This is a genomic window from Variovorax sp. FG153, from assembly GCF_057809595.1.
Genome location: NZ_JBMDKG010000007.1, coordinates 206,043 through 232,683 on the forward strand (window position 1 = coordinate 206,043; position 26,641 = coordinate 232,683).

The following is a 26,641-nucleotide window of genomic DNA, read 5'->3' on the forward strand; positions in this document are numbered from 1 at the left end:
GCGCCCCGCAGCCGTACGAATGGCCGCGCCGACGCGCCTTTCCTACAGTGGCGCAGCCGCCGGCAACGGGCCGGCGCCACTCACTGGAGACCCCTTCATGCATTCGTCGCTTCGCCTCGCCACCCTCGCTGCCGCCGTCGTCGGCCTGGCCGCATCCACCCTGGCCCAGGCCCAGACCGCCGCGCCCGCCGCGGTGCGCACCGAGCGCAACATCTCGCTCGCGCTGGCCAACCAGATCGCCGCCGAGGCCGTCGCCGCCTGCGCCGCCAACGGCTACAACGTGGCCGCCACCGTGGTCGACCGCGCCGGCACCGTGCGCGCCGTGCAGCGCGCCGACAACGCCGGTCCGCACACGCTGGCCTCGAGCGAGCGCAAGGCCTGGACCTCGGCCTCGGCCAAGAGCCCCACGCAAGCGATGATGGAGAACGCGCAGAAGAACCCCGGCGCCGCGAACCTGGTCTACCTGCCGGGCTTCCTGCTGCTGGGCGGCGGCGTGCCCGTGAAGTCGGGCAACGAGGTGATCGGCGCGGTGGGCGTGGGCGGCGCGCCCGGCGGCCACCTCGACGAACAGTGCGCGAACGCCGCGCTCGAGAAGGTCAAGGGCCTGCTGGGATGAGAACGGCGCGCGCGCTTCGGCTCGCTGCTTGCCTGGCGGCGGCGCTGGTCGCGGGCGTCCCGGGCGCGGCCATGGCCCAGGTCGCGCCCACCGTGGCCGAGGGCCGGGCCTACGAAGGCTTGCACCGTGCGGCCTGGCAGGGCGACCTGCCGCGGCTGCGCACGCTGGTCGCGGGCGGCGCCAGGCTCGATGCGCGCGATGCCCGCGGCCGCACGGCGCTGCAGGTGGCCACGCATGCGCGCCAGCGCGAGGCGATCCGCCTGCTGGCGCAGGCCGGCGCCTCGCTCGACGTGCTCGAGGACGACCGCTACGACGCCGTGACCATCGCCGCGGTGGCCGACGACCCGGCCACGCTGGCGCTGCTGCTGTCGCTGGGCGCGAGCGCGAAGCAGGTCACGAGCCGCTACGACGGCACCGCGCTGATCGCGGCCGCGCACCTGGGCCACGACGAGGTGGTGCGCCAGCTGATCGCGGCCGGCGCGCCGCTCGACCATGTCAACAACCTGCACTGGACCGCCGCCATCGAGGCGGTGGTGCTGGGCGATGGCGGCGAGCGGCACCAGCGCACGCTGGCCGCGCTGATCGGCGCGGGCGCGAATCTCTCGCTGGCCGACCGGCAGGGGCGCACGCCGCTGCAGCTCGCGGTGGCGCGCGGCTATACGGCGATGGCCGATCAGTTGAGGGCCGCGGGCGCGCGCTAGTTGCGAGGGAGAATCGGGCTTTTGCTGCCCGAGACTCCGCCATGCCGCTTTCCGTCGACACCACCGCCCGCGCGAAAGGCCGCTGAGATGCGCGGCCTCGGACTGATCGGCCTCGTGATCGCGCTCGCGATCGTCGCGCTGGTCGCGAAGAAGCAGTTCGCCGGCACGGCCGCGCCCGTCTCCGCCGATGGCTCGACGGCCCCGGCCCCGGTGCGCGACCAGGCCCGCCAGGTGCAGGACCAGTACAGGCAGGCCCTCGACGCCGCGATGCAGCAGTCGCAACGCAAGATGCCCGATGACGAGTGAGCCACTGAACGACGACGGCTTCATGGCGCTCGCGCTCGCCGAGGCGCGGCGCGCGGCCGAGGCCGGCGAGGTGCCCGTGGGCGCGGTGCTGGTGAAGGACGGCCGCGTGATCGCCACCGGCCGCAACACGCCCGTGGGCGGCCACGATCCCAGCGGCCATGCCGAGATCAACGCGCTGCGCGCCGGCGCCGAGGCGCTGCGCAACTACCGGCTCGAGGGCTGCGAGCTGTTCGTCACGCTCGAACCCTGCGCGATGTGCGCGGGCGCGATGCTGCATGCGCGGCTCGCGCGCGTGGTCTATGGCGCCGCCGATCCCAAGACCGGCGCGGCGGGTTCGGTGCTCGACCTGTTCGCGCTGCCCCGGCTCAACCACCAGACGCAGGTGCAGGGCGGCGTGCTGGCGGCCGACTGCGCGGCGCTGCTGCAGGACTTCTTCCAGCAACGGCGCGCGGCCGCGCGCGAGCAGGCGCAGCCGCTGCGCGACGACGCGCTGCGCACGTCGCCCGAGCGCTTCGCGGCGCTGGCCGACTACGCCTTCGCGCCGCATCACGTGCAGGACCTGCCGTCGCAGCGCGGCTGGCGCCTGCACTACGTGGACGAAGGGCCGGCCGACGGCGTGGCCTGCCTGTGCCTGCACGGTCCCGGCGAATGGGGCTATGCCTTCCGCCACCTCGTGGGCCTGCCCGGGCTGCGCGTGCGGGTGCCCGACCTGATCGGCTTCGGGAAGAGCGACAAGCCCAAGCGCGAAGCCGCGCACAGCCTCGAATGGCATCGCGACGTGCTGCTCGAATGGCTGGACCGGCTGCCGCCTTCGCCGATGCTGCTCGTGCATTCGCAGGCCGGCGCGAACCTGGCGGCGGCCCTGCATGCGGCCGCGCCCGCGGGCCGCTTCGCGGCGCTGCTGGCCGCGCCCGAGGGCGGCGAGCGCGTGCGCGATGCCTGGCGCGCGCCGTTCCCCGACCGCGGCTTCGAGGCCGCGCTGCGCGCGCTCGGCCCGCTGGCCCGGTCCTCGGGGCCGGACCGCGCGCAGGCGCTGGCACTGGCAGAGGCGGCGCGGGCCGCGATGGGATACTCGACGCCGTGAGCAACAAGCACATCTACATCTATTCCCCCTCCAGCGCGGTGCGCGACAAGGCCGCGTTCCGGCGCGGCGTGGCGCGCCTGAAGGCCCTGGGCCACGAGGTCGAGGTCGACGAGGCCGCGCTGTCCTTCCACCAGCGCTTCGCCGGCGACGACGCGACGCGCCTCGCGGCCATCGCGCGCGCGGCCGCGAGCGGAGCCGACATCGCGCTGATCGCGCGCGGCGGCTACGGCCTCACGCGCATCCTCGACGGCGTGCCGTTCAAGAAGCTGGCCAAGGCCATCGAGCGCGGCACCGAGTTCGTCGGCCTCAGCGACTTCACCGCGCTGCAGAACGCGCTGCTCGCCAAGACCGGCGCCGTGACCTGGGCCGGCCCCGCGGTGGGCGAGGATTTCGGCGCCGAGGCCGGGCCCGACGACATCATGGAAGCCTGCTTCGACGACCTCGCGAGCGGACAGGGCGAGGGCACGGGCTGGCGCATGCCGGTGCGCGACGCGGCGCTCAAGTTCAAGCCCGTGCACGACGCGGTGCTGTGGGGCGGCAACCTCTGCGTGCTGACCAGCCTGCTCGGCACGCCGTACTTTCCGGCGGTCGACCAGGGCGTGCTGTTCATCGAGGACATCAACGAGCATCCCTACCGCATCGAGCGCATGCTCGAGCAGTTGCGCATGGCCGGCGTGCTCGGCCGCCAGCGCGCCATCGTCTTCGGCCAGTTCACCGGCGTGCGCAAGGTGCCGGGCTACGACCGCGGCTTCGGCCTCGACACGGTGATCGACCGGCTGCGCGCGCAATTGCGCAAGGTGCAGGTGATCGCGGGCCTGCCGTTCGGCCATGTGCCGACCAAGGTGCTGCTGCCGGTGGGCGCGAAGGTCGAGCTCGCGGCCGATGGGCGCGACGTGTTCATGGTCTGGGGCCACCATCCGCACGGCGGCGCGCGGTCCCATGACCACGATCACGGCCATGCGCATCACGCGCACGACCACGGCCACGACCACTGAAGCGCGCCCGCGCGGCGCAAAAAAAAGGCAGCCCGGAGGCCGCCTCGAAGCGAACGGCAGGCAGCTCGCGACCGCCTGCCATCCGTCACATCAGTGGTGGGGAATGCGCTGGTGCGCGCGCGGTCCCATCGAGCCTGGCAGGCCGCCTTCGAACATGCTGTTGATGCCCTTCATCTTGCGGCGCGCGGCGGTTTCGCCGTCGATCGCGCTGAGCGCGGTCATCACGTCCTGGCGCAGGTACCAGAGGGTTTCGACATCGGCGGCGAAGCGCACGCGCTGGCTCACGCGCTGCACGGAGTGGCCGCCTTGCGAGGGGAGCAGCGACAGCATCGCGCTGCGGATGCGGCCGAGCTGAAGGTCCTTGGTGCGTGCGTTGCCGGCACCCGACAGGTGCAGCAGACGAAGCAGGCGGCGGAGGATCGTCATGGCGAGTTACGTAACACCGAGAACAGGATTGGCGGTTACCTTAATCGGGCGGTGATCAAGAGACAAGTTGTGGAACATTGTTTCTTGTTTGAAAACAACACACTTTACGTAGCAGTTCGAGCAAAAACTGAAGAGTGTTTTCTTAAGTATTAATGCAATTGCGGGATTATTCCTACAGTGCTCGCAGTATTTGTCCGACGCCTCACTCTTCCTCTTCAGAATAGTGCGACTTGGTGAAGGATTTGACGGTACAAACCCGTCCAGGGATGACCGGATTTCGGCGTTCTCCGTGTCCGGTCGGAGATAGATACAACACAAAACAACGGCGGTGAGGCCGGATTCAGAACATGGTTGTCAACTCCACTGTGGTGTTTGCGGACCTGACCGGCAGTACCCGGGTCTTCGAGGCCATGGGCAATGCCCGGGCCACGGAGACGGTGACGCGCCTGACGCAATGGATCGGGGCGGTGTGCGAGAAGCATGGCGGCCGCGTGGTCAAGTCGCTCGGCGATGCTCGCGCTGTTCGCCGAGGGCGCGGGCGCGATCCAGTCGGTGATCGAGCTGCAGCGCCAGCACCAGAAGCGCCTGTTGGCCTGGCCCGCGCCGCTGCGCATGGAGCTGCAGATCGGCGTGGCCAGCGGCGAGGTGCTCGAGGTCGACGGCGACTGCTTCGGCGACGCGGTCAACCTGGCCTCGCGCCTGAGCGATCTCGCGGGGCCGAGCCAGATCTGGGCCACCGAATCGGTGATCGTCCAGTTGCGCGAAGGCGCGGTCCATCACCGCGACCTCGGCCCGATCAACATCCGCGGCCGCAGCGAGCTGTCGGTGGTGCACCGCATCGACTGGCAGGAGGACGTCACCGCCTCGCTGACCGTGCCGGCCGCGCTGATGGCGGGGCGCCATGCCGATTCGAACTTCGGCCAGATCGAGCTGAGCTGGCTCGACGTGCGCTCGATGTTCCGCACCGAGCAGTTGCCGATCCACCTGGGCCGCGTCGACGACGCCGAGTTCGTGGTCAACGATCCGCGCGTGTCGCGGCTGCATGCGCGCATCGAGCTGCGCCAGGGCAGCTGCGTGCTGACCGACCTCAGCACCTACGGCACCTGGGTGCGCTTTCACGGCAACGCCGGGCCCAGCAGCGAGATCGCGCTGCGGCGCGAGGAGTGCGTGCTGCACGGCAGCGGCGAGATCGGCCTCGGCGCGCCGCTCAGCGATTTCAGCGCGCCCACCATCGCCTTCAACACCATGGGCGGCGACGTGCTGCTGTCGCGCCGCACGGTCGGCTGAACGGCGCCGGCCCCGTCACGTTTGGCTACCAGAAGCGGTGGCCGGACGTGCACGGCGCGCGGGGGCCGGGCGTTGCTCGTGCATCGGACCGCCGTTGGCGGTCGTTTCCAGCCAGCCCGCACCGGGAGTCCTCAGTGAACCTCAAGCCTTCTTCCTTCTCGTCGCGCGGCCTGCACGTGGCCGCGCTCGCCGCCGTGGCGCTCGCCTCGCTGTGCGCGGCCGGTGCCGCGAACGCGCGCGGCCACTGGTCGATCGAGATCGGCACGCCCGGCGCGGGCTATCCGCCGCCGTACTACGCGCCGCCGCCGGTCTACTACGAGCCCGCGCCGATCTACTACGCGCCGCCACCGCCGGTGTACTACCGCCCGCCGCCGCCCGTGTACTACCGGCCGGCACCGCTGATCGCGCCGCCGCCGGGCCGGCTCTACTACGGTCCCGGCTACCCGTACCGCGCGCCCAACGACGACGGGGACGACGACTGACACGCGCAGTGTCCTCCTGAGCGCTTGCTGAAGACAATTCAGGGCAGTAATTGTCAAATTGTGTTTCCTGGGCGACGAAAAAGTCACACAAGTTCACATTTCTAAGCCGAAAGTCCGTCGATTTCGGCCCCTCGATCCACGGAAACCGGTAGGGCATGAGCCTTGCCTCCTGACCTCCATCGGCGCGCGGGCGCCGCAGGAGCGAGGGTCATGTTCGACACGGAAGAAGCCGGCCGGCAGGCAGCGGCTCATGGGATGGAGGATGCGCCGCTGGCGCGGGACGGCGACGGCACGCCCGGCGCCGAAGGATCGGCCGGGGCGCTGAAGGGCTTCGCGCTGTTCGCGATGCCGGCGCTGATCGCGGGCTGTGGCGGTGGAGGAGGCGGCGGTGGCGCGGGCGGCGGCATCTTCCCCGGCGTGGGTGGCGGCGGCAATCCGCAGCCCGATACGTCCGCGCCCGCCGACACGGGTCCCTACCACTACCTGCAAGCCAGGAGCGACGCGGAAGCCGCGCGCTTCCTGCTGCAGGCGCAGTTCTCGGCCTCCGAGGCGGAGATCGCCACGGTGCGCAGCCTCGGCTACCTGCCCTGGCTCGAGCAGCAGTTCAACGCGCCGCGCACCCAGACCGCCTGGGAATGGGTCGAGAGCCAGCCCTACAACGGCACCGACATCGACGCCACCGTCTGGCGCCAGCTCATGCTGTCGGGCGACGCGGTGCGCAAGCGCATGGCGCTCGCGCTCAGCGAGATCTTCGTGGTCTCGGCCAACGATATCGGCTCGAGCTGGCCGACGCACATGATGGCCCAGTACTGGGACATGCTGGCCGTTGGCGCCACCGGCAACTTCCGCCAGCTGCTCGAGGCCGTGACGCTCAATCCCGCGATGGGCTTCTACCTCAACACGCGCGGCAACCAGAAGGAGAACAACCGCGGCCGCCAGCCCGACGAGAACTATGCGCGCGAGGTCATGCAGCTCATGAGCATCGGCCTGCAGCAGCTCGAGGCCGACGGCACGCCGAAGACCGGCGCCGACGGCCAGCCGCTCGACAGCTACACGCAGAACGACGTGAGCCAGCTCGCGCGCGTGTTCACCGGCTACGACCTCGACATCAAGCCCGGCGAGCAGAACGGCTTCCGCCCGCCGGGTGCGAGCTACACCGTCGAGACCAGGGACTGGACCACCCGGCCGATGGTGCTCGACGCGAGCCGCCACTCGATGCTCGAGGCGAAGTTCCTCGGCGCCACCGTGCCCGCCAACACGCCCGGCGCCGCCGCGCTCAAGATCGCGCTCGACACGCTGTTCAACCACCCGAACGTCGGCCCCTTCATCGGGCGGCAGCTGATCCAGCGGCTGGTCACGAGCAACCCGAGCCCGGCCTATGTGAAGCGCGTGGCCGCGGCCTTCGCCGACAACGGCGCGGGCGTGCGCGGCGACATGAAGGCGGTGTTCGCCGCCGTGCTGATCGACGACGAGGCACGCGGGCCGGCCGGCCTGGCCAGCCCCGACTTCGGCCGTCTGCGCGAACCGATGCTGCGGCTGGCGCAATGGGGCCGCAGCTTCGGCGTGAGCTCCACCAAGGGCACCTGGCGCATCGGCGACCAGAGCAATGCCAGCTACGGGCTGGGCCAGAGCCCGCTGCGCTCGCCCTCGGTCTTCAACTACTTCCGGCCCGGCTACGTGCCGCCGGCCACCGCCATCGCCGAGCGCAAGCTGGTCGCGCCCGAGTTCCAGATCGTCAACGAGTCCAGCGTGGGCGGCTACCTCAACTTCCTGCAGAACGCGCTGCCCTACGGCATCGACAACGGCGACGTGCGCGCCGCCTACACGGCCGAGAAGGCGCTGGCGCTCGACCCCGCGGCGCTCGTGAAGCGGCTCGACCTGCTGCTGACCGGCAACCAGCTCTCGAACGCCACCGTGAGCCTGATCACCAATGCGCTCGCCACGCCCGCGCTCAACGCCAGCAGCAGCGAGGGCGCCCGGCTCAACCGCGTCTGCGCCGCCGTGATGCTGGTGATGGGCGCGCCCGAATACCTGGTGCAGAAATGAACCCCATGACCCCGACGAACACGGCCAGCCAGGAGCGGCGCCCATGCATCTGATCGATCCCGCGCGCCACACCCGGCGCGCCTTCCTGCGCCGCTCGGGCCAGCTCGCGATGGCCGGCACCGCGCTGCCGTTCGCGCTCAACCTCGCGACCATGGGCGAGGCCGCGGCCCAGGCCGCGCCCGGCGACGACTACAAGGCGCTGGTCTGCGTCTTCCTCTACGGCGGCAACGACTACGCCAACACGGTGGTCACCTGCGACACCGACAGCTACGGCAAGTACAGCCAGATTCGCGGCGGCAACGGCGACGCCGGCGGCGGCATCGCGATCCCGCGCGCCCAGCTGCTGCCCACCTTGCTCGCGCCCACGCAGGCCTTGCCGGGCGGGCGGCAGTACGCGCTGCATCCGTCGATGACCGCGCTGGCCGACCTGTTCCACGGCGAAGGCAAGGTGGCGGTGCAGCTCAACGTCGGCCCGCTGATCGCGCCGATCACGCGCGCCCAGTACGACAGCGGCAACCGCAAGGCCTGGCCGGTGCCGCCCAAGCTGTTCTCGCACAACGACCAGCAGTCGGTCTGGCAGTCGTCCTCGCCCGAGGGCTCGACCGTGGGCTGGGGCGGCAACATCGGCGACCTCGTGCTGTCGGGCAACACCGGCGCGCTGTTCACCTGCATGTCGGTCGCGGGCAATGCCGTGTTCCTCTCGGGCGACCGGGCGCTGCAGTACCAGGTCGGCACCGGCGGCGCGGTGCGCATCTACAGCGTGGGCGACAACACCGGCAACCTGTTCGGCTCCGACACCGTCAAGGCCGCGATGCAGCAGCTCGCGCAGCAGTCGCGCGGCCACACGCTCGAGGAGGAGTACAGCAAGGTGGTGCGGCGCGCGGTCAAGGCCGAGGGCCAGGTCACGGCGGCGATCCAGAGCGACTTTCCCGCCGGCGCCTTCCCGGCCAACAACGGCCTCGCGAGCCAGCTCAAGATGGTCGCGCGCCTGATCCGCGGCCGCGCCTCGCTGGGCGTGAAGCGCCAGGTGTTCTTCGTCTCGATGGGCGGCTTCGACCTGCACGACAGCCTGATCGCCAACCAGCCCGGCCTGATGCAGCGGCTGTCCGACGCGATGGCCGCCTTCCATCGCCAGATGGCGGCGCTGGGCCTGGCCGAGCAGGTCACGGCCTTCACGGCCTCCGACTTCGGCCGCACGCTCTCGTACAACAGCGACGGCTCCGACCACGGCTGGGGCGGCCACCACTTCGTGGTCGGCGGTGCGGTCAAGGGCAGGGCGATCTACGGCACGCCGCCGCCCGTGAGCATCGGCAACACCGCGGCCGATGCCGACCAGTGGCACGTGGGGCAGGGCCGGCTGCTGCCCACCACCTCGGTCGACCAGTACGCCGCCACGCTCGCGCGCTGGTTCGGCGTGCCCGACAGCCAGCTCGACGGGATCCTGCCGAACCTGAAGAACTTCGGACGCACGGCGAATGGCATCGCGTATCCGCGCAACGTCGGGTTCATGGCATGAACATCATGGGCCACGTCACCTTGATGGGCAGCCTCGACAGCGTCGAGGGCGGCATCAGCGTGGACTTCGGTCCCAAGCCGCGCCGCGCGGCGGCGCCCGCGGCGCCCGCCACCGGCCTCGCGCGGCGCCGGCCCTTCGCCAGCGTCGAAGCCGCGATCGCGGCCATCGAGGCGCTGGACCGCGAGCTGCGCAAGTTCGAGCTCGCGGTCGACGACGGGCTGCAGGATTACCTGGGCGTGCAGATGGCCCAGATCACCGACTGCGCGCTCACGCGCGGCTGGGAGCCCGTGGGCTTCGTGCAGGACGAGGGCTTTCGCGTCTACCGCTACGAGCGCGTGCGCGGCCGGCGCAGGCTGGGCTGAGCGCCCGCGCGGCCTCAGCTGCCGCGCGGTGCCCGGTAGCGCAGGGCCTCGATCACCAGCGCCAGTGCCGGCGACAGCTGGCGGCGGTTGGCGTGGTAGAGGTGATAGCCGGGGAAGGTCGGCCACCAGTCCCGCAGCACCGGCACCAGCGTTCCCTGCGCGATGTGCGGCGCCATGATGTCGAGGGGCACGCAGGCGAAGCCCAGGCCGTCCAGCGCCGCCTGCAGCATCAGGTAGGTGTTGTTGAACGTCGCCTGCCCACGCACCCGGACGCCGAGCGCCTCGCCGTCCTTCTCGAAATCCCATGCATACAGGCCGCCGTGCGTGGCCAGCCGCAGGTTCACGCAGCGGTGCGCCGTGAGGTCGCCGGGCACCAGCGGCAGCGGCTTGCCGGCCAGGTAGCCGGGCGAGGCGGCCACCGCCATGCGCAGCGGCGGCGCGATCGCCACGGCCACCATGTCCTTGTCGACGCTGCTGCCCAGGCGCACGCCCGCGTCGAAGCGCCGGGCCGCGATGTCGGTCAGCGCGTAGTCCACGCTGAACTCGACCTCGATGTCGGGATGCTCCCGCAGCAGCGGCAGCAGACGCGGCCACAGGACCGTGGCAATGGCATGGTCGTGCGCCGTGATGCGCACCGTGCCGGCCGGCTTGTCGCGCATCGCGCTCAGCGATTCGAGCTCCTGCGCGATCTCCTGGAGCCGCGGCGCCAGCGTGTTCAGCAGCCGCGCGCCGGCATCGGTCACCGAGACGCTGCGCGTGGTGCGCGTCAGCAGCCGCACGCCGAGCCGGGCTTCGAGCGCCAGCATCGAATGGCTGAGCGCCGAGCGCGAGACGCCGATCTGCGCGGCCGCGCGCGTGAAGCTGCGTTCGCGCGCGACGACGACGAAGGCTTGCAGGTCGTTGAGGTTCTCGGTGGTCACGGATGAATTGGTGAACTGGATTCACAAGTGCATCCCGATTTTGCAGTCTTCTCAACCAATGGCGCGCTTCCTAGAGTTCGGGCATCGGTCCATTTCCCAGGAACTCTCCATGTGCCATCGTCCCCTCCAAGCCGCCTTCTGCCTGGCGGCACTCCACGGCCTGAGTGCCGGCGCCGTCGAAAACGCGCCAGCCGTTGCCGAGGCCCAGCAGATCGCGCGCGCCGGCAGCCAGGCCTCGGTGGCCGGGCCCGCCGAGTACTTCACCGGCCGCGTGCGCATCGATCCGGTCTGGCCGGCCAGCGAGACCCTCAACGCCTCCGGTGGCCTCGTCACCTTCGAGCCCGGCGCGCGCTCGGCCTGGCACACGCACCCGGCCGGGCAGCGCCTGGTCGTGACATCGGGCGTCGGCCTGACCCAGGAGTGGGGCCGGCCGGTGCGGGAGATCCGGCCCGGCGATGTCGTCTGGTGCCCGCCGGGCGTCAAGCACTGGCACGGCGCGGCGCCCGGCACCGCGATGACGCACCTGGCCGTCACCGGCACGGTCGATGGCAGGAACGTCGAATGGCTCGAGAAGGTGTCCGATGCGCAATACCCCCAGCGTTGACCGGTCCCGCAGGAGCGCGCTCGCCTCCGCCCTGGGCCTGGCCGCCGCCGCCTGCCATGCCGCGCCCGTGAACGCCGCGCCCGCCGGCACTGGATCCCTGAGCGCGCGCCAGCAGGCGATCGTTCCGATCGCGGCTTTCGCCGCGAGCGGCGACATCGCGCGCCTGTCCGCCGCGCTGCAGCGGGGCCTCGACGCCGGCCTGGGCGTCAACGAGCTCAAGGAGCTCCTGGTGCAGGTCTACGCCTATGCGGGCTTTCCGCGCAGCCTCAATGCGCTGGGCGAGCTGATGAAGGTGCTCGAGGCGCGCCGGCAACGCGGCCTGCGAGACCGCGAAGGACCGCTGCCGTCGCGGCCCGTTCCGCGGGGCGATGCCCTGCTCGCGGCCGGCACCGCCAACCAGACGAAGCTCTCGGGCGGACCGGTCCGGGGCCCGCTGTTCGACTTCGCCCCGGCCATCGACGAGTTCCTCAAGACCCATCTGTTCGGCGACCTGTTCGAGCGCGACAACCTCGACTGGCAAAGCCGCGAACTCGCCACCGTCGGCATGCTGTCGGCGCTCGCGGGCGTCGAGCCCCAACTCCAGGCCCACCTGCGCATCGCGATGAACGTCGGGCTCGGCGCGACACAGCTCGAGCAACTGGTCCGGGTGCTGGAGGCACAGGTCGATGCCGAGGCGGCGCGCCGAGCCCGCGAGGCCCTGGAACGGCAGCTCGCCGCCGCGCGTTCCGGCGGCTGAGCCCGCGCCGGCCGGTCCGGCGCGGGGCCGGCCGTCATCGTTCGGACACGATTTCGTCATCTCGCGCGGTCACCATCCGGCTCGCCCAGGCTGCGATGGTCCCGATGTCCGCGGCCCGGCCCCTTTCGAACTCGCCGCGCATGCACCTTCCCCGCACCTCCATCCTCGATCCGGCATGCCCGCAGCGGGTTCACAGCTCGCGGCGGGACTGATGGCGGTGGCGGTGCTCCTGAGCGGCATGCCGGCCGCGCGCGCCGACGCGCCGCGCACCACCGCGGCCGACCCCGTGGCCGACCCCGCGGCGCCGATGCGCTTCGACATCCCGCGCCTGCCGCTGGCCGTCGCGCTGAGCCGCTTCCATGCGCAGACCGGCCAGTCGCTGCTCTACGACGACGCGATCGCCGAGGGCCGCATGGCCGGCCCGCTGCAGGGCGAGCGCACGCCCGAGGCCGCGCTGCGCGAGCTGCTCGCGGGCAGCGGCATCGTGGTGCGCTACACATCGCAGGCGGCCTTCATGCTGATGCGGCCCGAGGCGCCGGACGCCGGGTCCGCGCCGGCTGCCGCGGCCACCGGCACGGCCAGCGCCAGCGCCAGCGCCGCCACCGCCGCGCGCCGCGGCTACTACACCGAGCTGCAGGCCCGCGTGACCGCGGCCCTGTGCGGCGATCCGGCCACCATGCCCGGCAGCTACCGTCTCGCGCTCAATCTCTGGATCGATGCCGAGGCCCCGGTGGTCGAACGCGTGCTGCTGCATCCCACCGGCAACGAGCGGCGCGATGCGCGCATCGCCGCGCGGCTCACCGGCCTCGCGCTCGCGTCGGCGCCGCCCGCGGGCCTGGCGCAGCCGATCGCGCTGCTGATCCTGCCGCGCCAGCCGGCGCAGACCGGCGACTGCCGCCCATGACGGCGCTGCTGAACTTCCTGGTGGAGCGCTACGACGTGCTGCGCCGCAAGCTCTCGCACCGGCTCGGCTCGGTCGAGCTGGCCGAGGACGTGCTGCACGACACCTACGTCAAGCTCTCCGCGCGCGCGCCGGCCGGCCCGGTGCACAGCCCGCAGAGCTTCCTGCTGCGCACCGCGGTCAACATCGCGATCGACCGCATCCGCGCCGACCGGCTCGAGCTCTCGGGCGAGGAGGTCGACGAGTTGCTGATGGCCGACGAGAAGGCGGTGGATCCGGCCGTGGCCGTCGAGGCGCGCGTCGACCTCGAGGCCGTGGCGCGCGCGATGGAGCAGTTGCCGCCGCTGCGCCGGCAGCTGCTGTTCGCCTCGCGCGTCGAGGGCATTCCGCAGAAGGAACTGGCCCAGCGCTACGCGATCTCGCTGCGGCGCGTCGAACGCGAGATCCACCTGGCGCACGAGTTCTGCGTCGAACAGATGCGAGGGCCGCGCAAGGACTGAGTTGGCGGCCGGCCCCGGCGCCGAACGTCCAGTCAGCAGCACACCGATGATTTCGAACATGGCCGACGACGATTCCGAAGTCCCCGATTCCCGTCTCGACGCGGAAGCGCGCGCGTGGGTGCGTCGGCTGCGCTCGGGCGCGGCCACGCGCAAGGACGCGCGCGAGCTCGCGCAATGGCGCGCGTGCGGCCCCGGCCACGCGCAGGCCTTCGAGCGCGCCAAGCGCGAATGGCAGGCGATCGGCGGCGTGGCGCAGGCGCACCAGCGGCTCTTTCCCGCGGCGGCGGCACCGGTCCGCGCCGCCGCGCACGCGGCGGTGGCGGTCGATACGCGCCGGCGCTGGCTGCTCGGCGCGGGCTTCGCGAGCGCGGGCGCGGCGGCCGTCGCGGCGGTGGTGCATCCGCCGCTGGCGCTGTGGCCCTCGTGGTCCGAACTGGTGGCCGACTACCGCACCGGCACCGGCCAGCAGGCCACGGTGACGCTGGCGGGCGACGTGGAGCTGATGCTCAACACCCAGACCAGCCTCGCGGTGCAGCCCGCCGGCGCGGCCGGCGGCGGCGAGCGCATCCGGCTGATCGCGGGCGAGGCCACGCTGCGGCGGGGACCCGGCGCGCCCTTCGTCGAGCTGGTCGCGGGCGACACGCGCATCGTGCCCGGCGTGGGCAACGTCGCCGTGTGGCGCCAGGAGGAGCGCTACCGCGTGAGCTGCATCGAGGGCCGCGTCGAGGTCATGCATCCCATGCGCACCGTCGCGCTGCTGGAGGGCGAGCAGATCTGGTGCGGCGCGACCGGCGTGTCGCCGGTGGCGCAGGTGGACATGGCGCAGACCCAGGCCTGGCGCCGTGGCGAGCTGGTGTTCCGCGGCACGCCCTTGAGCGAGGCCATCCACGAGATCAACCGCTACCGCAGCGGCCGCGTCGTGCTGGCGAGCGACTCGCTCGCGCGCCACCGGCTCAGCGGGCATTTCCGCATCGACGCCCTCGACGAGGCGATCGAGCAGATCGAGGTGCTGTTCGGCGCGCGCGCCACGCGCTGGCCGGGCGGGATCGTGATGCTGGGCTGAACACGGGCCGCGCCGCACGCGAAAAAAAGTCGGATTCCCTTGGCGGGTCTTCGCGGCGCGAACGTCTAGGTCAGGACTTCAACGACCGACCCCGATGCCCACACACGGACCCGCCACCATGTCTCCGATCCCGCGACGCGCCACCGACCGAACCCCGCCGCACCATCCACCTCGCGCCCAGGCGCGGCCGCTGCATCCCGTCGCCTGGGCCGTCGCCGGCCTCGCGATGGCGCTGGCCGCCGGCGGCGCGCAGGCCCAGCGCGCCTTCAGCGCCGGCTGGATGGCGCAGAAGAACATGGCGCAGGCCACGGCCGCCGCCACCGGCCGGCTGCCCAACGGCCAGCCGGCCGCGCTGCTGACCCACCCGCAGGCGCAGCAGCAGCGCGCCAATGCCGAGCTGCAGCGCTCGCTCGACAACCTGCAGCTGGCCGCGCGCGGCATCGCGGCCCAGCAGGCGGCCCAGGCCGCCGCGCGGCTGGCGGCGCAGGGCGAGGCCCCGGTGCCCGACGGCATGGCCGAGGGCGGCCTGCGCGTGGACGGCAACAGCCTCAGCGCGGGCTGGCTCAATGCGCAGGCACCGCGGCAGACGCAGGCCGACGGCCGCACCACGGTCGCGATCCGCCAGACCGGCGAGCGCGCCATCCTCAACTGGGAGACCTTCAACGTCGGGCGCAACACCACGGTCGAGTTCCAGCAGCAGGCCGACTGGGCGGTGCTCAACCGCGTCAACGATCCGCAGGCGCGGCCCAGCCGCATCCAGGGCCGGATCAAGGCCGACGGCACGGTGCTGATCGCCAACCGCAACGGCGTGGTGTTCAGCGGCACCAGCCAGGTCGATACGCGCAACCTGGTGGCGGCCGCGGCGCGCATCGGCGACGACCAGTTCCGCAACAACGGCATCTACAGCGCGCAGTCCAATGGCCAGCCGCTGCCGGTGTTCACCGACGCGGCGGGCAAGGTCGAGGTGCAGGCCGGCGCGCGCATCGCGACCCGGCAGCCCGCGTCGGTGACGCAGGGCGGCGGCTACGTGCTGCTGCTCGGGCGCGAGGTCGAGAACGCCGGCAGCATCGCCACGCCGCGCGGCCAGGCACAGCTCGCGGCCGGCGACAGCTTCGCGATCCGCAAGGGCGTGGGCACCGAGGCCAACACCTTCTCGACCACGCGCGGCAACGAGATCGCGCCGCAGTTCGCCCCCGACAGCACGGCCGGCCTGGTGCGCAACAGCGGCCTGATCGTCGCCACCGAGGGCGACATCACGCTGGCCGGCCGCACGGTGCGCCAGGACGGCGTGGCGCTCGCCACCACCACCGTCAATGCGCGCGGCACGGTGCACCTGCTGAACTCGGCGGCCGATGCCAAGGGGCGCGTGGCCACGGGCCGCGAGGCGGTCACGGCGGTGCTGATCGATGCGGACGATCGATTCACCGCGCTGGACAGCCAGCGAGAGGCGCTGGTCGCCGACTCGGCGCGACTCGACCGGTTGCGCACCATGGCCACGCCCGGCGTGTTCGACAACCTCTCGCGCCAGCAGGATCGGCGCGACCTGTCGCGCGTGGAGATCGTCTCGGGCGGCGACGTGCAGTTCGAGGGCGGTTCGCTCGTGCTGGCGACCGGCGGCCAGGTCGCGACGAGCGCGGCGCGGCGCGTGCTGGTGGCGAACGAGGCACGGCTGGACGTGGCGGGCGCCGTCGGCGTGAGCGTGGCGATGGAATCGAACAACGTGCGGATCAACATCCAGGGCAACGAGCAGCGCGACGCACCGCTGAACCGCGACAGCGGCAAGCTCGCCAACGCCAACGTCTGGATCGATCGCCGGCGCCTGAGCTACGTGCCGGCCAAGCCGGGCGTGTACGACAGCGACCGCTACTACACCGCCGGCGGCCTGCTCGAGGTCGGCGGCTACCTGGGCAACCAGCCGCACGGCATCGGCGAATGGCTGACGCAGGGCGGCACCGTCACGCTGGGCGCGACCGAGGTCGTGACGCAGCGCGGCTCCGCGATCAACCTGTCGGGCGGCTCGATCGACGTGCGCACGGGCTACCTGAACCAGAGCTGGCTCAAGGGCAGCGACGGGCGGCTCTACCGGCTCGACAAGGCGCCGGCCGACATGGTGTTCGGGGGCGTGTACCGCGGCTTCGAGGATGCGCATGCGCGCTGGGGCGAGAAGACCACGGGCCACTTCTACAACCCGCTGATCGGCCCGCAGCGCCAGCTCGAGAACGGCTACACGATCGGGCGCGATGCCGGCCGACTGGTGGTGAGCGCGCCCACGGCGGTGCTCGAGGGCGACATCGAGGCGACGGTGTTCCGAGGCCCGCGCCAGACCCAGGCGCGCGGCGCGGCGCAGGACGGCTACCTGCAGTCGCAGCTCGCGGTCGCGCGCGCCGGCACGCTGGCGCTGCGGCGCATGGGCGGCGTGGGCGCGGACGGCGCCTTCGATACCCAGGTGCGCATCGGCGAGGTCGTCGACGTGGCCGATGCGCTGGCGATGGATCCAGCCGCGGCGCTGCCCGCCGCGCGCACCGGCACCGCCTTCCTCGATGCCGCGCGGCTCTCCGGCTTCGGCCTCGGCGGCCTGGAAATCGTGGCCAACGGCGAGGTGCGCATCGAGCGCGCGCTGCGGCTGGCCGATGGCGGCCGGCTCGAGATCGTGGCGCCCACCACGCGCATCGAGGCCGATGTGAGCGCGCGGGCCGGCGGCATCGTGGTCGGCAACATCGCGCCCGTGGCCACCACCGGCTCGCCGAACCTCGGCACGCTGCTGGCGCGCGAGGACGGGTCGTCCAGCTTCGTGCTCGCGCAGGGCGCGCGGCTCGACCTGCGCGGCGCGTGGAGCAACCAGCAGCGCGAGGGCGGCGACATCGACGGCGAGGCCGGCACCGCCTTCGTCGACGGCGGCAGCCTCTCGGTGCGCATGACGCACGGCGGCATCGCGCTCGAGCGCGGCAGCGTGGTGGACGTGTCCTCGGGCGCGACGCTGACGCGCAACGGCCGGCTCGCGGGCGGGCGCGGCGGCAGCGCGAGCCTGCTGGCCGGCGCGGCGTTCGTGGAGACCAATTTCGAGGAGAACCCCGCCGGCGTGCAACTGCGCCTGGACGGCGAGCTGCGCGCCAGCGGCGTGCTGGGCGGCGGCACGCTGACGCTGCAGTCGCCTTCGAGCGTGGTGTTCGGCGAGCACGCCGTGCTCGAAAGCGGCCGGCTCGCGGCCGGCACGGCGGTGCCGCTGGCGGTGGTGCTCGCGCGCGAGGTGCGCATCGGGCTCGGCGAGCGGCTGCCGCTGCGCGCGTCGACCACGCTGAGCGTGACGGTGCAGGACGTCGCTCTGGCCGACTACGTCGCGGCTCAGATCACGACGCCGATCGTGACGGGCGCCGACTGGGTGGTGCCCGTGGGCGTCACGTTCGGCACCTCGCTCGGGCCGCTGGGGGCGGGCAGCCGAATGCCCGCCGGCACCCGCATCGACTACGTCCAGGGCCAGTTCATGCCGGGCACCGTGCTGCCCTCGGCGGTCTTCCCCGCCGGGCTTCCGACCTTTCCCTACACCTTCACCCAGCAGGCGGGCGAGCTCGCCGCGATCCCGACGGTCTACGCGCCTGGACGGGTCGTCGATGGCGGCGCGCGCTTCGCGCAGGACATCGACTTCGTGCCGGCGCAGCGGCTCGATCCGGCGCTGCTGCAAAGCGGCTTCTCGCGCTATCGCCTCACCGGCTTTGGCGGCGTCCTGGTGAACGAGGACCTCGCCCCGCGCGTGCCGGTGCTGCGCGCCGCGGCCGATGCGCGCGAGCTGCCGAGCGGTACCGACACCACCCGCGCGCTCGAGCGCTGGCTGCCGCCGCTGTACGCGGAGGATGCGCTGCGGCACCGCCTGACGGCGCGCACCGGTGCCGACTTGAGCCTGCATGGCGCCGAGCTGCTGCTGCCGGGCGGTGTGGGGATCGATGTCGATCCCGGCCGCCAGGCACGACTGGTGGCGCAGGGCCAGCTCACGGTCGAAGGCCGGGTGGTCGCGCCCGGCGGCGACATCGTGCTGACCAGCGCCGTCACGCGCGGCACGGACGCCCCGGGCCTCGCGCCGCTCGGCACCTCGATCTGGATCGGCGGCGACGCGGTGCTCGACGCCGCGGGCCGCGCCTACACCGCCATCGACGGCGAAGGCCTGCGCTACGGCGTCGCACCCGACGGCGGCTCGATCCGCATCGGCCTGGAGGACTACACCCGCGCCAACCGCGACCTCCTCAAGACCACCGGCATGCACGTGATCGTCCGGCCCGGCGCGCGGCTCGACGCCTCGGGTGCCTACGCCGAGGTCGACGCGGCGCAGGACAACCTGCCGCCCGGCGGTGCGCGCAGCCAGCGGCTGGCCGGCGACGGCGGCCTGATCCGCATCGGCTCGTCGCGCGGCATCCTCAACGACGGCCGCCTGCGCGCCGCCGCGGGCGGCGAGGGCGCGGCCGGCGGTACGCTGAACCTGGCGCTCGAGAACCCGCCGGGCAACGCGCACCGCGTGCAGATCATGACGCTGACGCAGGACCGCGTCGGCAGCGGCGCCGCCGCGGGCCTGCGGCCCGGCGTGGCCGACGGCTCGCTGGTCGATGCGCGTGCGCGCCTGAGCGCCGAGGAGGTGCGCGCGGGTGGCTTCGGCACGCTGGAGCTCTGGAACCGCGACATCCTCGAGATCCAAGGCAACCTCGAGCTGCGGCTGCCCGAGAGCCTGATCCTGCGCCGCGGCGCCTTCGCCGCTTCCACGGTCGCGCCGCCCGCGCGGGTCGTGCTGGCCGCACCGTACGTGCTGCTCGACGGCAAGGTCCCCATCGAGGTCCAGGCGCCGGAGTTCCTGTCGGGCCTGGTGCCCCGGAGCAGCTCCACCTTCAACGGCGGCCGCCTCGACATCCAAGCCGACCTGATCGACGTGCGTGCCTCCAACCTGTTCGGCCCGGCCGGCGTGAGCCAGGGCCCCGTGCCCACGCCCTTCGGCTGGGTGATCGAAGGCCGGCCGCTGGACTTCCATGGTTTCGACGAGGTGGCGCTGAGCAGCCGCGGCGATGTGCGCTTCACCAACGGCACGCTCGAGACCAGCGGCAACCTCGCGGTGACCGCGGCCCAGCTCTATCCCACCACCGGCGCGACCGGCGAGCTGCGCGTGGCGCTGCGCTCGGTCGGCAGCCAGCCGGACACCTACGATCCCGCGCGCCGGCTCACGATCCGCGGCACCGGCGAACTGCCCGCGATGCCGGCCTCGGCCTTCGGCACGCTCACGCTGGCGGCCGCGACCATCGACCAGGGCGGGGTGGTGCGCGCGCCGCTGGGCAGCATCGTCTTCGGCACCAAGCCCGCCTTCGGCATCGGTACACCGCCGTTGCGCGACCTGCTGTTCGAGGTGCTGCTGCGCGACGGCAGCCTGACCTCGACCAGCGCCGCCGGCATGGTCATGCCCTATGGCGGCACCGTGGACAACATCCGCTACGCCTACAACGGCCAGACGGTCGAGTACCTGCCGCTCGGCGCCGTGGCCGGCCGGCCGGAGCTGTATGCCGAGCAGTTCGTACGCCCCGGCGTGGCCTTCGGCCAGTCGCGGATCGCGGCCGAGGCCGGCGCGGTGCTCGACGTGTCGGGCGGCGGCCGGCTCACCGGCGCCGGCTTCTTCACCGGGCGTGGCGGTTCGGTCGACGTGTTGCGCGCGCCGCTGGTCGACGCCAATCCCTTCTACGGCTTCAGCAGCGCGGGTGCCGGCGTCTATGCGCTGGTGCCGGGCTTTGCCGGCGGCTATGCGCCGATGGCCCCGGATGCGGGCGCCGGCGCGCCGCGCATCGGCCAGCAGATCCGCTTCGACGCGCCCGTGGGCGGCCTGCCCGCGGGCACCTACACGCTGATGCCCTCGACCTACGCGCTGCTGCCCGGCGCCTGGCGCATCGAGCTCGGCGCCACCGGCGCGGGCCAGGGCTTCGAGGCACTGCGCGCCAGCGGCTCGGTGCGCGCCAGCGGCTACCTCGGCATCGCCAACACCGCCGTGCGCGACGCGCTGCCGACCGCCGTCACGCTGACGCCGGGCAGCGCGGTGCGCAGCCTCTCGCAATACAACGAGACCAGCTACGCCGACTTCGCGCTCGCGCGCGCCGCCACCTTCGGCGAGGTGCGCGCGCGCCTCGAGCGCGACGGCCAGAGCGTGCACATCGACACCGGCGGCGCGACCGGCCGGGCGCTGTCCTTCGAGGGCGTGGCGCGGCTGCGCGGCGAGGCGGGCGCGGGCACCGGCAGCGCGGCCGCGCTCGACGGCAACCTGTTCCTCACCGGCCGGCGCGCGGCGGAGGTGGTGGCGCCGGGCGCGGCGTCCACGCCGGGCTTCGTCTCGTTCGACGCGGCGCAGCTCTCGGCCTTCGACGCGGGCGCGTTGATCGTGGGGGGCGTGTACGGCCTGCGCGACGTGTTCGTGCCGGTCGGCCAGGGCCAGGTGCCGGTCGGCCCGCACGTGGTGATCCGCAGCGCCGAGCAGGAGGCCGTGATCGTGCGCGGCGGCGCGCGGCTCGCGGCGGGCCAGGTGTTCCTGAGCGGACACGACGTGCGCGTGGAGCGGGATGCGCTGATCGACACCTCGCGCAGCAGCACCGTCGGCTTCGATTCCACCAACGGCTACGTCTACCTCGATTCGGCGAGCCAGGGCGCCAACGCGATCCTCGCGGTGGGCAACGGCATCTACAACTTCGCACCCCCGCAGGGCGATCCGTCGGCGACGCAGGGGGCGATCACCATCGCGGACGGCGCGATGCTGCGCACCCGCGGCACGGTGAGCTTCCTGAGCAGCGGTCCGGTGACGCTCGGCGAGGCCGAGATCAACGCACGCTACCTGGCCATGGCCGCGCCCGCGATCAACGTCGGCACGCGCGAATCCTTCGCGGCCGCCGAAGCGCAGGGCGCGATCGCCCCCGGCGTGCGGCTGAGCCAGCAGATGCTCGAGCGGCTGCTGCGGCCCACGGTGCCGGGCCAGACGCCGATCGAGCAGCTCACGCTGACCGCGGGCCACTCGCTCAACTTCTTCGGCAGCGTCGACCTCGACCTGCGCGCGGCGCACGGCACGGGCGTCGCGCCGGCGGTGCTGCAGCTGAACACGCCGGCGGTCTACGGCTGGGGCTCGGCGGGAGACAGGGCGCGGATCGCGACCGACACGCTGATCTGGAACGGCCTGTCCACCGGGGCGGGCACGCCCGAGGCGCCGTACGCGAGCCGCGCGCCCGGCGCGGTGGTGCCCGGCGGTCCGGGCACCGGCGCGGGCAGCCTCGTCGTCGATGCGCGCCGCATCGAGTTCGGCTACGGCCCGCTGCAGCGGGCGCAGGACCAGGTCGCGCTCGACCGGCTGATCCTGGGTTTCTCGCGCGTCGAGCTCGACGCCGCCGAGCGCATCACGGCCAACCGGCGCGCGACCTTGTCGGTGTACCGAGAGGGCGCCGATGCGGCCAGTCGCCGTGGCGGCGAGCTGCTGCTGAACACGCCACTGCTGACCGGCGAGGCCGGCTCGTTCATGGCCTACCGCGCGGGCGATGCGGTGCGGGTGACGGCGCCGCAGGGCGCGGGCAGCGGCGGCGCGGGCGTCGCGGGGGCCGAAGCGCTGGGCGCCGAAGTGCGCCTGGCCGGGCGCTCGATCGAGCTCGACACCGCCGTGGCGCTGCCCAGCGGCCGGCTGGTGCTGGAGGCCGAGCGCGACGTGCGGCTCGGCGGCGGTGCGGCCATCGACCTCGCGGGGCGTGCGCTGGATTTCTTCGACCTCCGGCGCTTCAGCGGCGGCGGCGACCTGCTGATCGAATCCGCCAATGGCGCGGTCGAGCAGGCCGCCGGTTCGCGCATCGACGTCTCGGCGGCGGGCAAGCCGGCGGGCTCGGTCCGCGTCACCGCCACGGGCGCCGACGGCCGCGTGCAGCTCTCGGGCGCGATCCTCGGCACTTCGCCGGTGGCGCGCGAGTCCGGCCGCATCGACATCCGCGCCCGCGCGCTCGACGACTTCGCGGGACTCAACCGGCGCCTGAACGAGGGCGGTGTCCTCGGCGGCCGCGGCTTCGTCGTGAAGACCGGCGACCTCGTCATCGGCGACGAGTTGCGCGCCAACCGCATCGAGGTCTCGGCCGACGGCGGGCGGCTCACCGTCAACGGCCGCATCGACGCCAGCGGCGAGGACGTCGGCACGATCCGGCTGGCCGCGCGCGACAACCTGGTGCTGGCACCGGGCGCGGTGCTCGATGCGCGAGGCACGCGCCTGGCGCTCGACGGCCGCGGGCAGGCCATCGAGGCCTCGAACCGCGCGCAGATCGAGCTCGCGTCGGCGGCCGGCACGGTGCGGCTCGACCCCGCCGCCGTCATCGACCTGCGCGCGGCCGACGCGGTGGCGCGCGGCCGCCTGGAGATCAACGCGCCGCGTGTCGGCGGCGACGGCGTGGCGGTGGACGCGGCCGCGGGACTCACGGTGCGCGGCGCCGAGAGCATCGCGGTCAATGCCTTCGCGCGCCACGCGCCGGCCGATGGCGTGGTCGACAGCGCCTACCTCGAGACGCTGCACGCCGACAGCCGCGCCTTCATCGACGCCGCGAACGCCAGCGGCAGCACCCGCGCGCGGCTCGCGGGGCTGCGCGCCTTCGGCGATGCCTTCCACCTGCGTCCCGGCCTGGAACTGCGCAGCGACGGCGACCTCACCGTGCGCGGCGAGCTCGATTTCTCGGGCTGGCGCTACGGCCCGGGCGCCGACGCGTCGCGTCGCGGCTCCGGCGAACCGGGCGTGCTCGTGCTGCGCGCGGGCGGCAACCTGGTGATCAACGGCAGCATCTCCGACGGCTTCGCGCCGCCACCCGACACGCCCGACGACTTCGGCTGGAGCCGACGCCCCGACGGACAGGGCCGCATGATGGTCGTGGCCGACATGCTCGCGCCGGGCATGCGCTCGTGGTCGATGCGGCTGGTGGGTGGTGCCGACCTCGCGTCGGCCGACACCCGCACCGTGACCGCGGCATCTCTGCTCGGCGCGCGCGGCGACGTGCTGCTGGACGATCCGCACGTCTCGTCGACGCAGTCGGGGCCAGAGGACGCGATCTCGGTGGTGCGCACCGGCACCGGTTACCTCGACGTGCTGGCCGGGCGCGACTACCGGCAGGCCTCGCGCTTCGGCGTCTACACCGCCGGCACCCAGATCGCCGGCAGCGAGGCCTGGGATGCCCCGCGCGCCAGGACCTGGGACGGCTCGGTGCTCGGCTATCCCGACTACGAGGCCACGCTCAACGCGCGCCGCATGTTCTTCACCGAGGCCGGCGGCGACCTGCTGCTGTCCGCGCAGGGCGACGTGCGCGGCTTCGCGACCGGCGACACCACCAACCTCAAGTCGAGCAACGGCATCGGCTACTGGCTCTGGCGCCAGGGCGGCGCGGAGCTCGGGCAGCGCGCGGCCTGGGGCATCAATTTCGGCCAGTACACCGTGTCGCCGCTCTCCGGCGCCATCGAGCTGGCGGGGTTCGGCGGCATCGGGACCCTGGGCGGCGGGCACCTGAGCGTGCGCGCCGGCGGCGATGCCGGATCGACCTCGAACCTCGGTCCCAACGACTTCGGCGGCACGACCTCGGCGCTCGACCTGGTCGTGGCGTCCAGCGGCCGCGTGGGCGCCGACGGCTCGGTGCTGGTCTCGGGCGGTGGACGGCTGAGCCTGGACGTCGGCGGCCGCCTCAACGCCGGGCGCGATGTCGGCGACGTACCGACCACCGGCGGCCAGCTCGTCAACCTGCGCGGCGACAGCCGCGTGAGGGCGGGCGCGGTGGGCATGACGCTGGAATCGGGCTACGGGCTGAAGTCCGATTTCGACCCGCGCGCGGTGGACGCGCAGGCGCCGCGCGACCGCTTCGGCTACGGCTGGCTCGGCCTGGTGGTCGGCGACGGCACCATGGCCGTCGATGCGCGCGGCGACCTGATGGCGCTCACCGCGCGCGATGCCGGGCGGGTCGTGCTGCTCGGCGGCGCGACGCAGGCCTCGCTCGAGGGGCAGGAGAATCCGGCGCTGACCTCGTTCACGCTGTGGACCGAGCGCAGCGGGCTCGAGCTCTTCTCGGCCGGCGGCGACATCCAGCAGCGCAAGTCGATCACCAACAACGGGGAGTGGATCCGCTACGACCCGGGCCGCCTGTCGGCGATCGCGGCCAACGGCTCGATCGCCACCAACCTCGCGCTCGCGCCGTCGCGCCAGGGGCGGCTCGAACTGCTGGCGCGCGACCGGGTGTCCGGCACCTCCGCGATGTCGAGCGGACCGCTGTCCGCGCTGGCGACGCCCGAGCGCCCGCTGTGGCTGACGGGTTTCCCCGGCGCGTGGGTGGCCAGCAACTTCTACGGACCGCTGGATGTGACCCCGCCGGAGGCGGATCTCTACGACTTCCTGATCGAGGGCAGCGTGCTGTTCGGCCACGGCGCCGACCGCGCGACGCTGCTGCACGCACCGGGCAGTGAGCCGATCCGGCTGTATGCCGTGCGCGGCGACATCCTGGCCAGCACCGGCCGCCAGGTCGTGCGCTACGAGGGGAGCGTCGCGGCGGAGAACTTCTATATCGCCGGCAAGCCGGTGCAGATGCGCGCCGGCCGCGACATCATCGCGACCGGCTACATCGCGCACAGCGGCGCGCTCGACATCTCCGTGCTGAACGCGGGGCGCGACGTGCTGAACGCCACGCTCGACGTGGCGGGTCCCGGCCTGCTGGAAGTCTCGGCCGGGCGCAACATCCTGCAGGGGCAGCCGCTCCCGGGCAACCAGGTGAGCGCGTCCACGCTGCGCAGCATCGGCCCGATCGCCGAGGGCGACACCCGTCCCGGCGCCTCGATCGTGCTGTCGGCCGGCATGGGCGCGGGCGGGCCCGACTACGCGGGCTTCGCCGCGCGCTATTTCGATCGCGCCAACCTCGCCGATGCCGCCAGTCCGCTGGCCGACCAGCCTGGCAAGGTCGCGAAGACCTACGAGGACCGGTTGCTGGCCTGGCTGCGCGAGCGCTTCGGCTACGCGGGCGGTGCCGAGGGCGCGCTCGCGGCCTTCCTCGCGCTGCCGGCCGAGCAGCAGGGCGTTCTGGTGCGCGAGGTGTTCTACGAGGAATTGCGCCAGGGTGGCCGCGAATACAACGACCCCGAAAGCCGGCGCGTGGGCAGCTACCTGCGCGGGCGGGAGGCGATCGGTGCGCTGCTGCCGCAAGCCGATGCCCAGGGGCAACCGGTCGAGCGGCGCGGCAGCCTCGTGTTCCAGGGGGCGGCGGGCGCGCACACGCTGTTCGGTGGCGGCATCCAGGTGCTCGCGCCCGGCGGCGGACTCACGCTCGGCGCCAACGGCGTGCTGCCGCCGCCGAGCACCGGCCTGCTCACGCAGGGCGAGGGCGAGGTCGAGATCTACACGCGCGACAGCGTGCTGCTGGGCCTGTCGCGCATCATGACCACCTTCGGCGGCGGCATCCTGGCCTGGTCCGCCGAGGGCGACATCAACGCCGGGCGCGGCGCCAAGACCACGGTGGTCTACACGCCGCCCAAGCGCAGCTACGACGCCCTCGGCAATGCCGCGCTGGCGCCCACCGTGCCGAGCACCGGCGCCGGCATCGCCACACTGGCCCCGATCGCCGAGGTGCCGCCGGGCGACGTCGACCTGATCGCGCCCCTGGGCACCATCGACGCGGGCGAGGCCGGCATCCGCGTGTCGGGCAACGTGAACCTCGCGGCCTTGCAGGTGGTCAACGCGGCCAACATCCAGGTCAAGGGGGAGTCGGCCGGGCTGCCGGTGGTGGCTTCGGTCAACGTGGGCGCGCTCACCAGCGCCAGCGCCGCGGCCTCGCAGGCCGCGATGGCCGCGCAGGACTCGGTGCAGCGCGAGCGCACGGCCGCGCGGCAGGCGCTGCCCTCGGTGTTCACGGTGCGCGTGCTGGGCTTCGGCAACGAGCCCGCGTCCGGCACGCCGAGCACGCCCGGCGGCAACGATGCCGCGCCGCAGCGCGGCGGCTACCGCAGCGGCAGCGCGGTGCAGGTGCTCGGCGATTCGGCCATGGGGCCGGCCGAGCGCAACCAGCTCACGCCGGCGGAGCGGCGAACGCTCGGGTACTGAATGGAAGC

17 protein-coding genes and 1 pseudogene are annotated in these 26,641 nt (G+C 73.0%); 16 read left to right on the plus strand and 2 right to left on the minus strand.

What is annotated here, in order from left to right:
* The first annotated feature begins 97 nt into the window (after nt 1-97).
* The 5 genes from ACODT0_RS11410 to ACODT0_RS11430 all read left to right on the plus strand — a co-directional run bounded on the left by ACODT0_RS11410 (nt 98) and on the right by ACODT0_RS11430 (nt 3,702).
* Nucleotides 98-616 carry a GlcG/HbpS family heme-binding protein gene (locus tag ACODT0_RS11410; RefSeq protein ID WP_261205797.1) on the plus strand — a complete coding sequence of 173 codons (519 nt, stop codon included), beginning with the start codon at nt 98-100 and terminating at the stop codon, nt 614-616.
* Nucleotides 613-1,317, plus strand: a complete 705-nt coding sequence (locus ACODT0_RS11415; RefSeq protein ID WP_172705494.1) for an ankyrin repeat domain-containing protein — start codon at nt 613-615, stop codon at nt 1,315-1,317. Before ACODT0_RS11410 ends, ACODT0_RS11415 begins: the two co-directional genes overlap by 4 nt.
* Nucleotides 1,318-1,404: 87 nt before the next feature.
* Complete coding sequence (locus tag ACODT0_RS11420; RefSeq protein ID WP_057594956.1) at nt 1,405-1,623, plus strand: hypothetical protein; 219 nt, start codon at nt 1,405-1,407, stop codon at nt 1,621-1,623.
* The gene (gene tadA, locus ACODT0_RS11425; protein WP_422097088.1) at nt 1,613-2,707 is read left to right on the plus strand and encodes a tRNA adenosine(34) deaminase TadA; all 1,095 of its coding nucleotides are present in this window, start codon (nt 1,613-1,615) and stop codon (nt 2,705-2,707) included. Before ACODT0_RS11420 ends, tadA begins: the two co-directional genes overlap by 11 nt.
* Nucleotides 2,704-3,702: an LD-carboxypeptidase gene (locus ACODT0_RS11430; RefSeq protein WP_489041329.1), complete on the plus strand. Its 999-nt coding sequence runs from the start codon at nt 2,704-2,706 to the stop codon at nt 3,700-3,702. The genes tadA and ACODT0_RS11430 overlap by 4 nt, the downstream gene beginning before the upstream one ends.
* A gap of 90 nt (nt 3,703-3,792) precedes the next feature.
* Here ACODT0_RS11430 and ACODT0_RS11435 read toward each other — a convergent pair whose 3' ends face one another.
* Nucleotides 3,793-4,128: a hypothetical protein gene (locus tag ACODT0_RS11435; protein ID WP_057594959.1), complete on the minus strand. Its 336-nt coding sequence runs from the start codon at nt 4,126-4,128 to the stop codon at nt 3,793-3,795.
* Nucleotides 4,129-4,475: 347 nt separating this feature from the next.
* Here ACODT0_RS11435 and ACODT0_RS11440 point away from each other — a divergent pair.
* From ACODT0_RS11440 to ACODT0_RS11460, 5 genes and pseudogenes are all read left to right on the plus strand, one after another.
* Nucleotides 4,476-5,415 (plus strand): annotated as a pseudogene (locus ACODT0_RS11440) (adenylate/guanylate cyclase domain-containing protein).
* Nucleotides 5,416-5,549: 134 nt separating this feature from the next.
* Nucleotides 5,550-5,897, plus strand: coding sequence for a hypothetical protein (locus ACODT0_RS11445; protein WP_261205791.1), 348 nt, complete (start codon nt 5,550-5,552; stop codon nt 5,895-5,897).
* 210 nt (nt 5,898-6,107) lie between these two features.
* Complete coding sequence (locus ACODT0_RS11450; RefSeq protein ID WP_489041330.1) at nt 6,108-7,943, plus strand: DUF1800 domain-containing protein; 1,836 nt, start codon at nt 6,108-6,110, stop codon at nt 7,941-7,943.
* A gap of 43 nt (nt 7,944-7,986) precedes the next feature.
* A complete protein-coding gene (locus tag ACODT0_RS11455) occupies nt 7,987-9,459 on the plus strand; it encodes a DUF1501 domain-containing protein (RefSeq protein WP_057594962.1) in 1,473 nt (490 codons plus the stop codon).
* The gene (locus ACODT0_RS11460) at nt 9,456-9,821 is read left to right on the plus strand and encodes a hypothetical protein (protein ID WP_057594963.1); all 366 of its coding nucleotides are present in this window, start codon (nt 9,456-9,458) and stop codon (nt 9,819-9,821) included. Before ACODT0_RS11455 ends, ACODT0_RS11460 begins: the two co-directional genes overlap by 4 nt.
* Before the next feature lie 14 nt (nt 9,822-9,835).
* Here ACODT0_RS11460 and ACODT0_RS11465 read toward each other — a convergent pair whose 3' ends face one another.
* The gene (locus tag ACODT0_RS11465) at nt 9,836-10,741 is read right to left on the minus strand and encodes a LysR family transcriptional regulator (RefSeq protein ID WP_489041331.1); all 906 of its coding nucleotides are present in this window, start codon (nt 10,739-10,741) and stop codon (nt 9,836-9,838) included.
* A gap of 109 nt (nt 10,742-10,850) precedes the next feature.
* On the opposite strand from ACODT0_RS11465, the gene ACODT0_RS11470 reads away from it, so the two are divergent.
* The 6 genes from ACODT0_RS11470 (at nt 10,851) to ACODT0_RS11495 (ending at nt 26,633) form a co-directional block, all read left to right on the plus strand.
* On the plus strand, nt 10,851-11,345 hold the full coding sequence (locus ACODT0_RS11470; protein WP_057594965.1) for a (R)-mandelonitrile lyase: 495 nt from the start codon (nt 10,851-10,853) through the stop codon (nt 11,343-11,345).
* Nucleotides 11,323-12,081, plus strand: a complete 759-nt coding sequence (locus tag ACODT0_RS11475; RefSeq protein WP_489041332.1) for a carboxymuconolactone decarboxylase family protein — start codon at nt 11,323-11,325, stop codon at nt 12,079-12,081. The genes ACODT0_RS11470 and ACODT0_RS11475 overlap by 23 nt, the downstream gene beginning before the upstream one ends.
* A 175-nt stretch (nt 12,082-12,256) precedes the next feature.
* A complete protein-coding gene (locus ACODT0_RS11480) occupies nt 12,257-12,985 on the plus strand; it encodes an STN domain-containing protein (protein ID WP_489041333.1) in 729 nt (242 codons plus the stop codon).
* On the plus strand, nt 12,982-13,482 hold the full coding sequence (locus tag ACODT0_RS11485; RefSeq protein WP_057594968.1) for an RNA polymerase sigma factor: 501 nt from the start codon (nt 12,982-12,984) through the stop codon (nt 13,480-13,482). The genes ACODT0_RS11480 and ACODT0_RS11485 overlap by 4 nt, the downstream gene beginning before the upstream one ends.
* A gap of 58 nt (nt 13,483-13,540) precedes the next feature.
* Entirely contained in the window at nt 13,541-14,545 is a 1,005-nt protein-coding gene (locus ACODT0_RS11490) for a FecR family protein (RefSeq protein WP_422097083.1), read from the plus strand.
* Nucleotides 14,546-14,663: 118 nt separating this feature from the next.
* Nucleotides 14,664-26,633 carry a putative filamentous hemagglutinin family protein gene (locus ACODT0_RS11495; protein WP_489041334.1) on the plus strand — a complete coding sequence of 3,990 codons (11,970 nt, stop codon included), beginning with the start codon at nt 14,664-14,666 and terminating at the stop codon, nt 26,631-26,633.
* Nucleotides 26,634-26,641 lie beyond the last annotated feature (8 nt).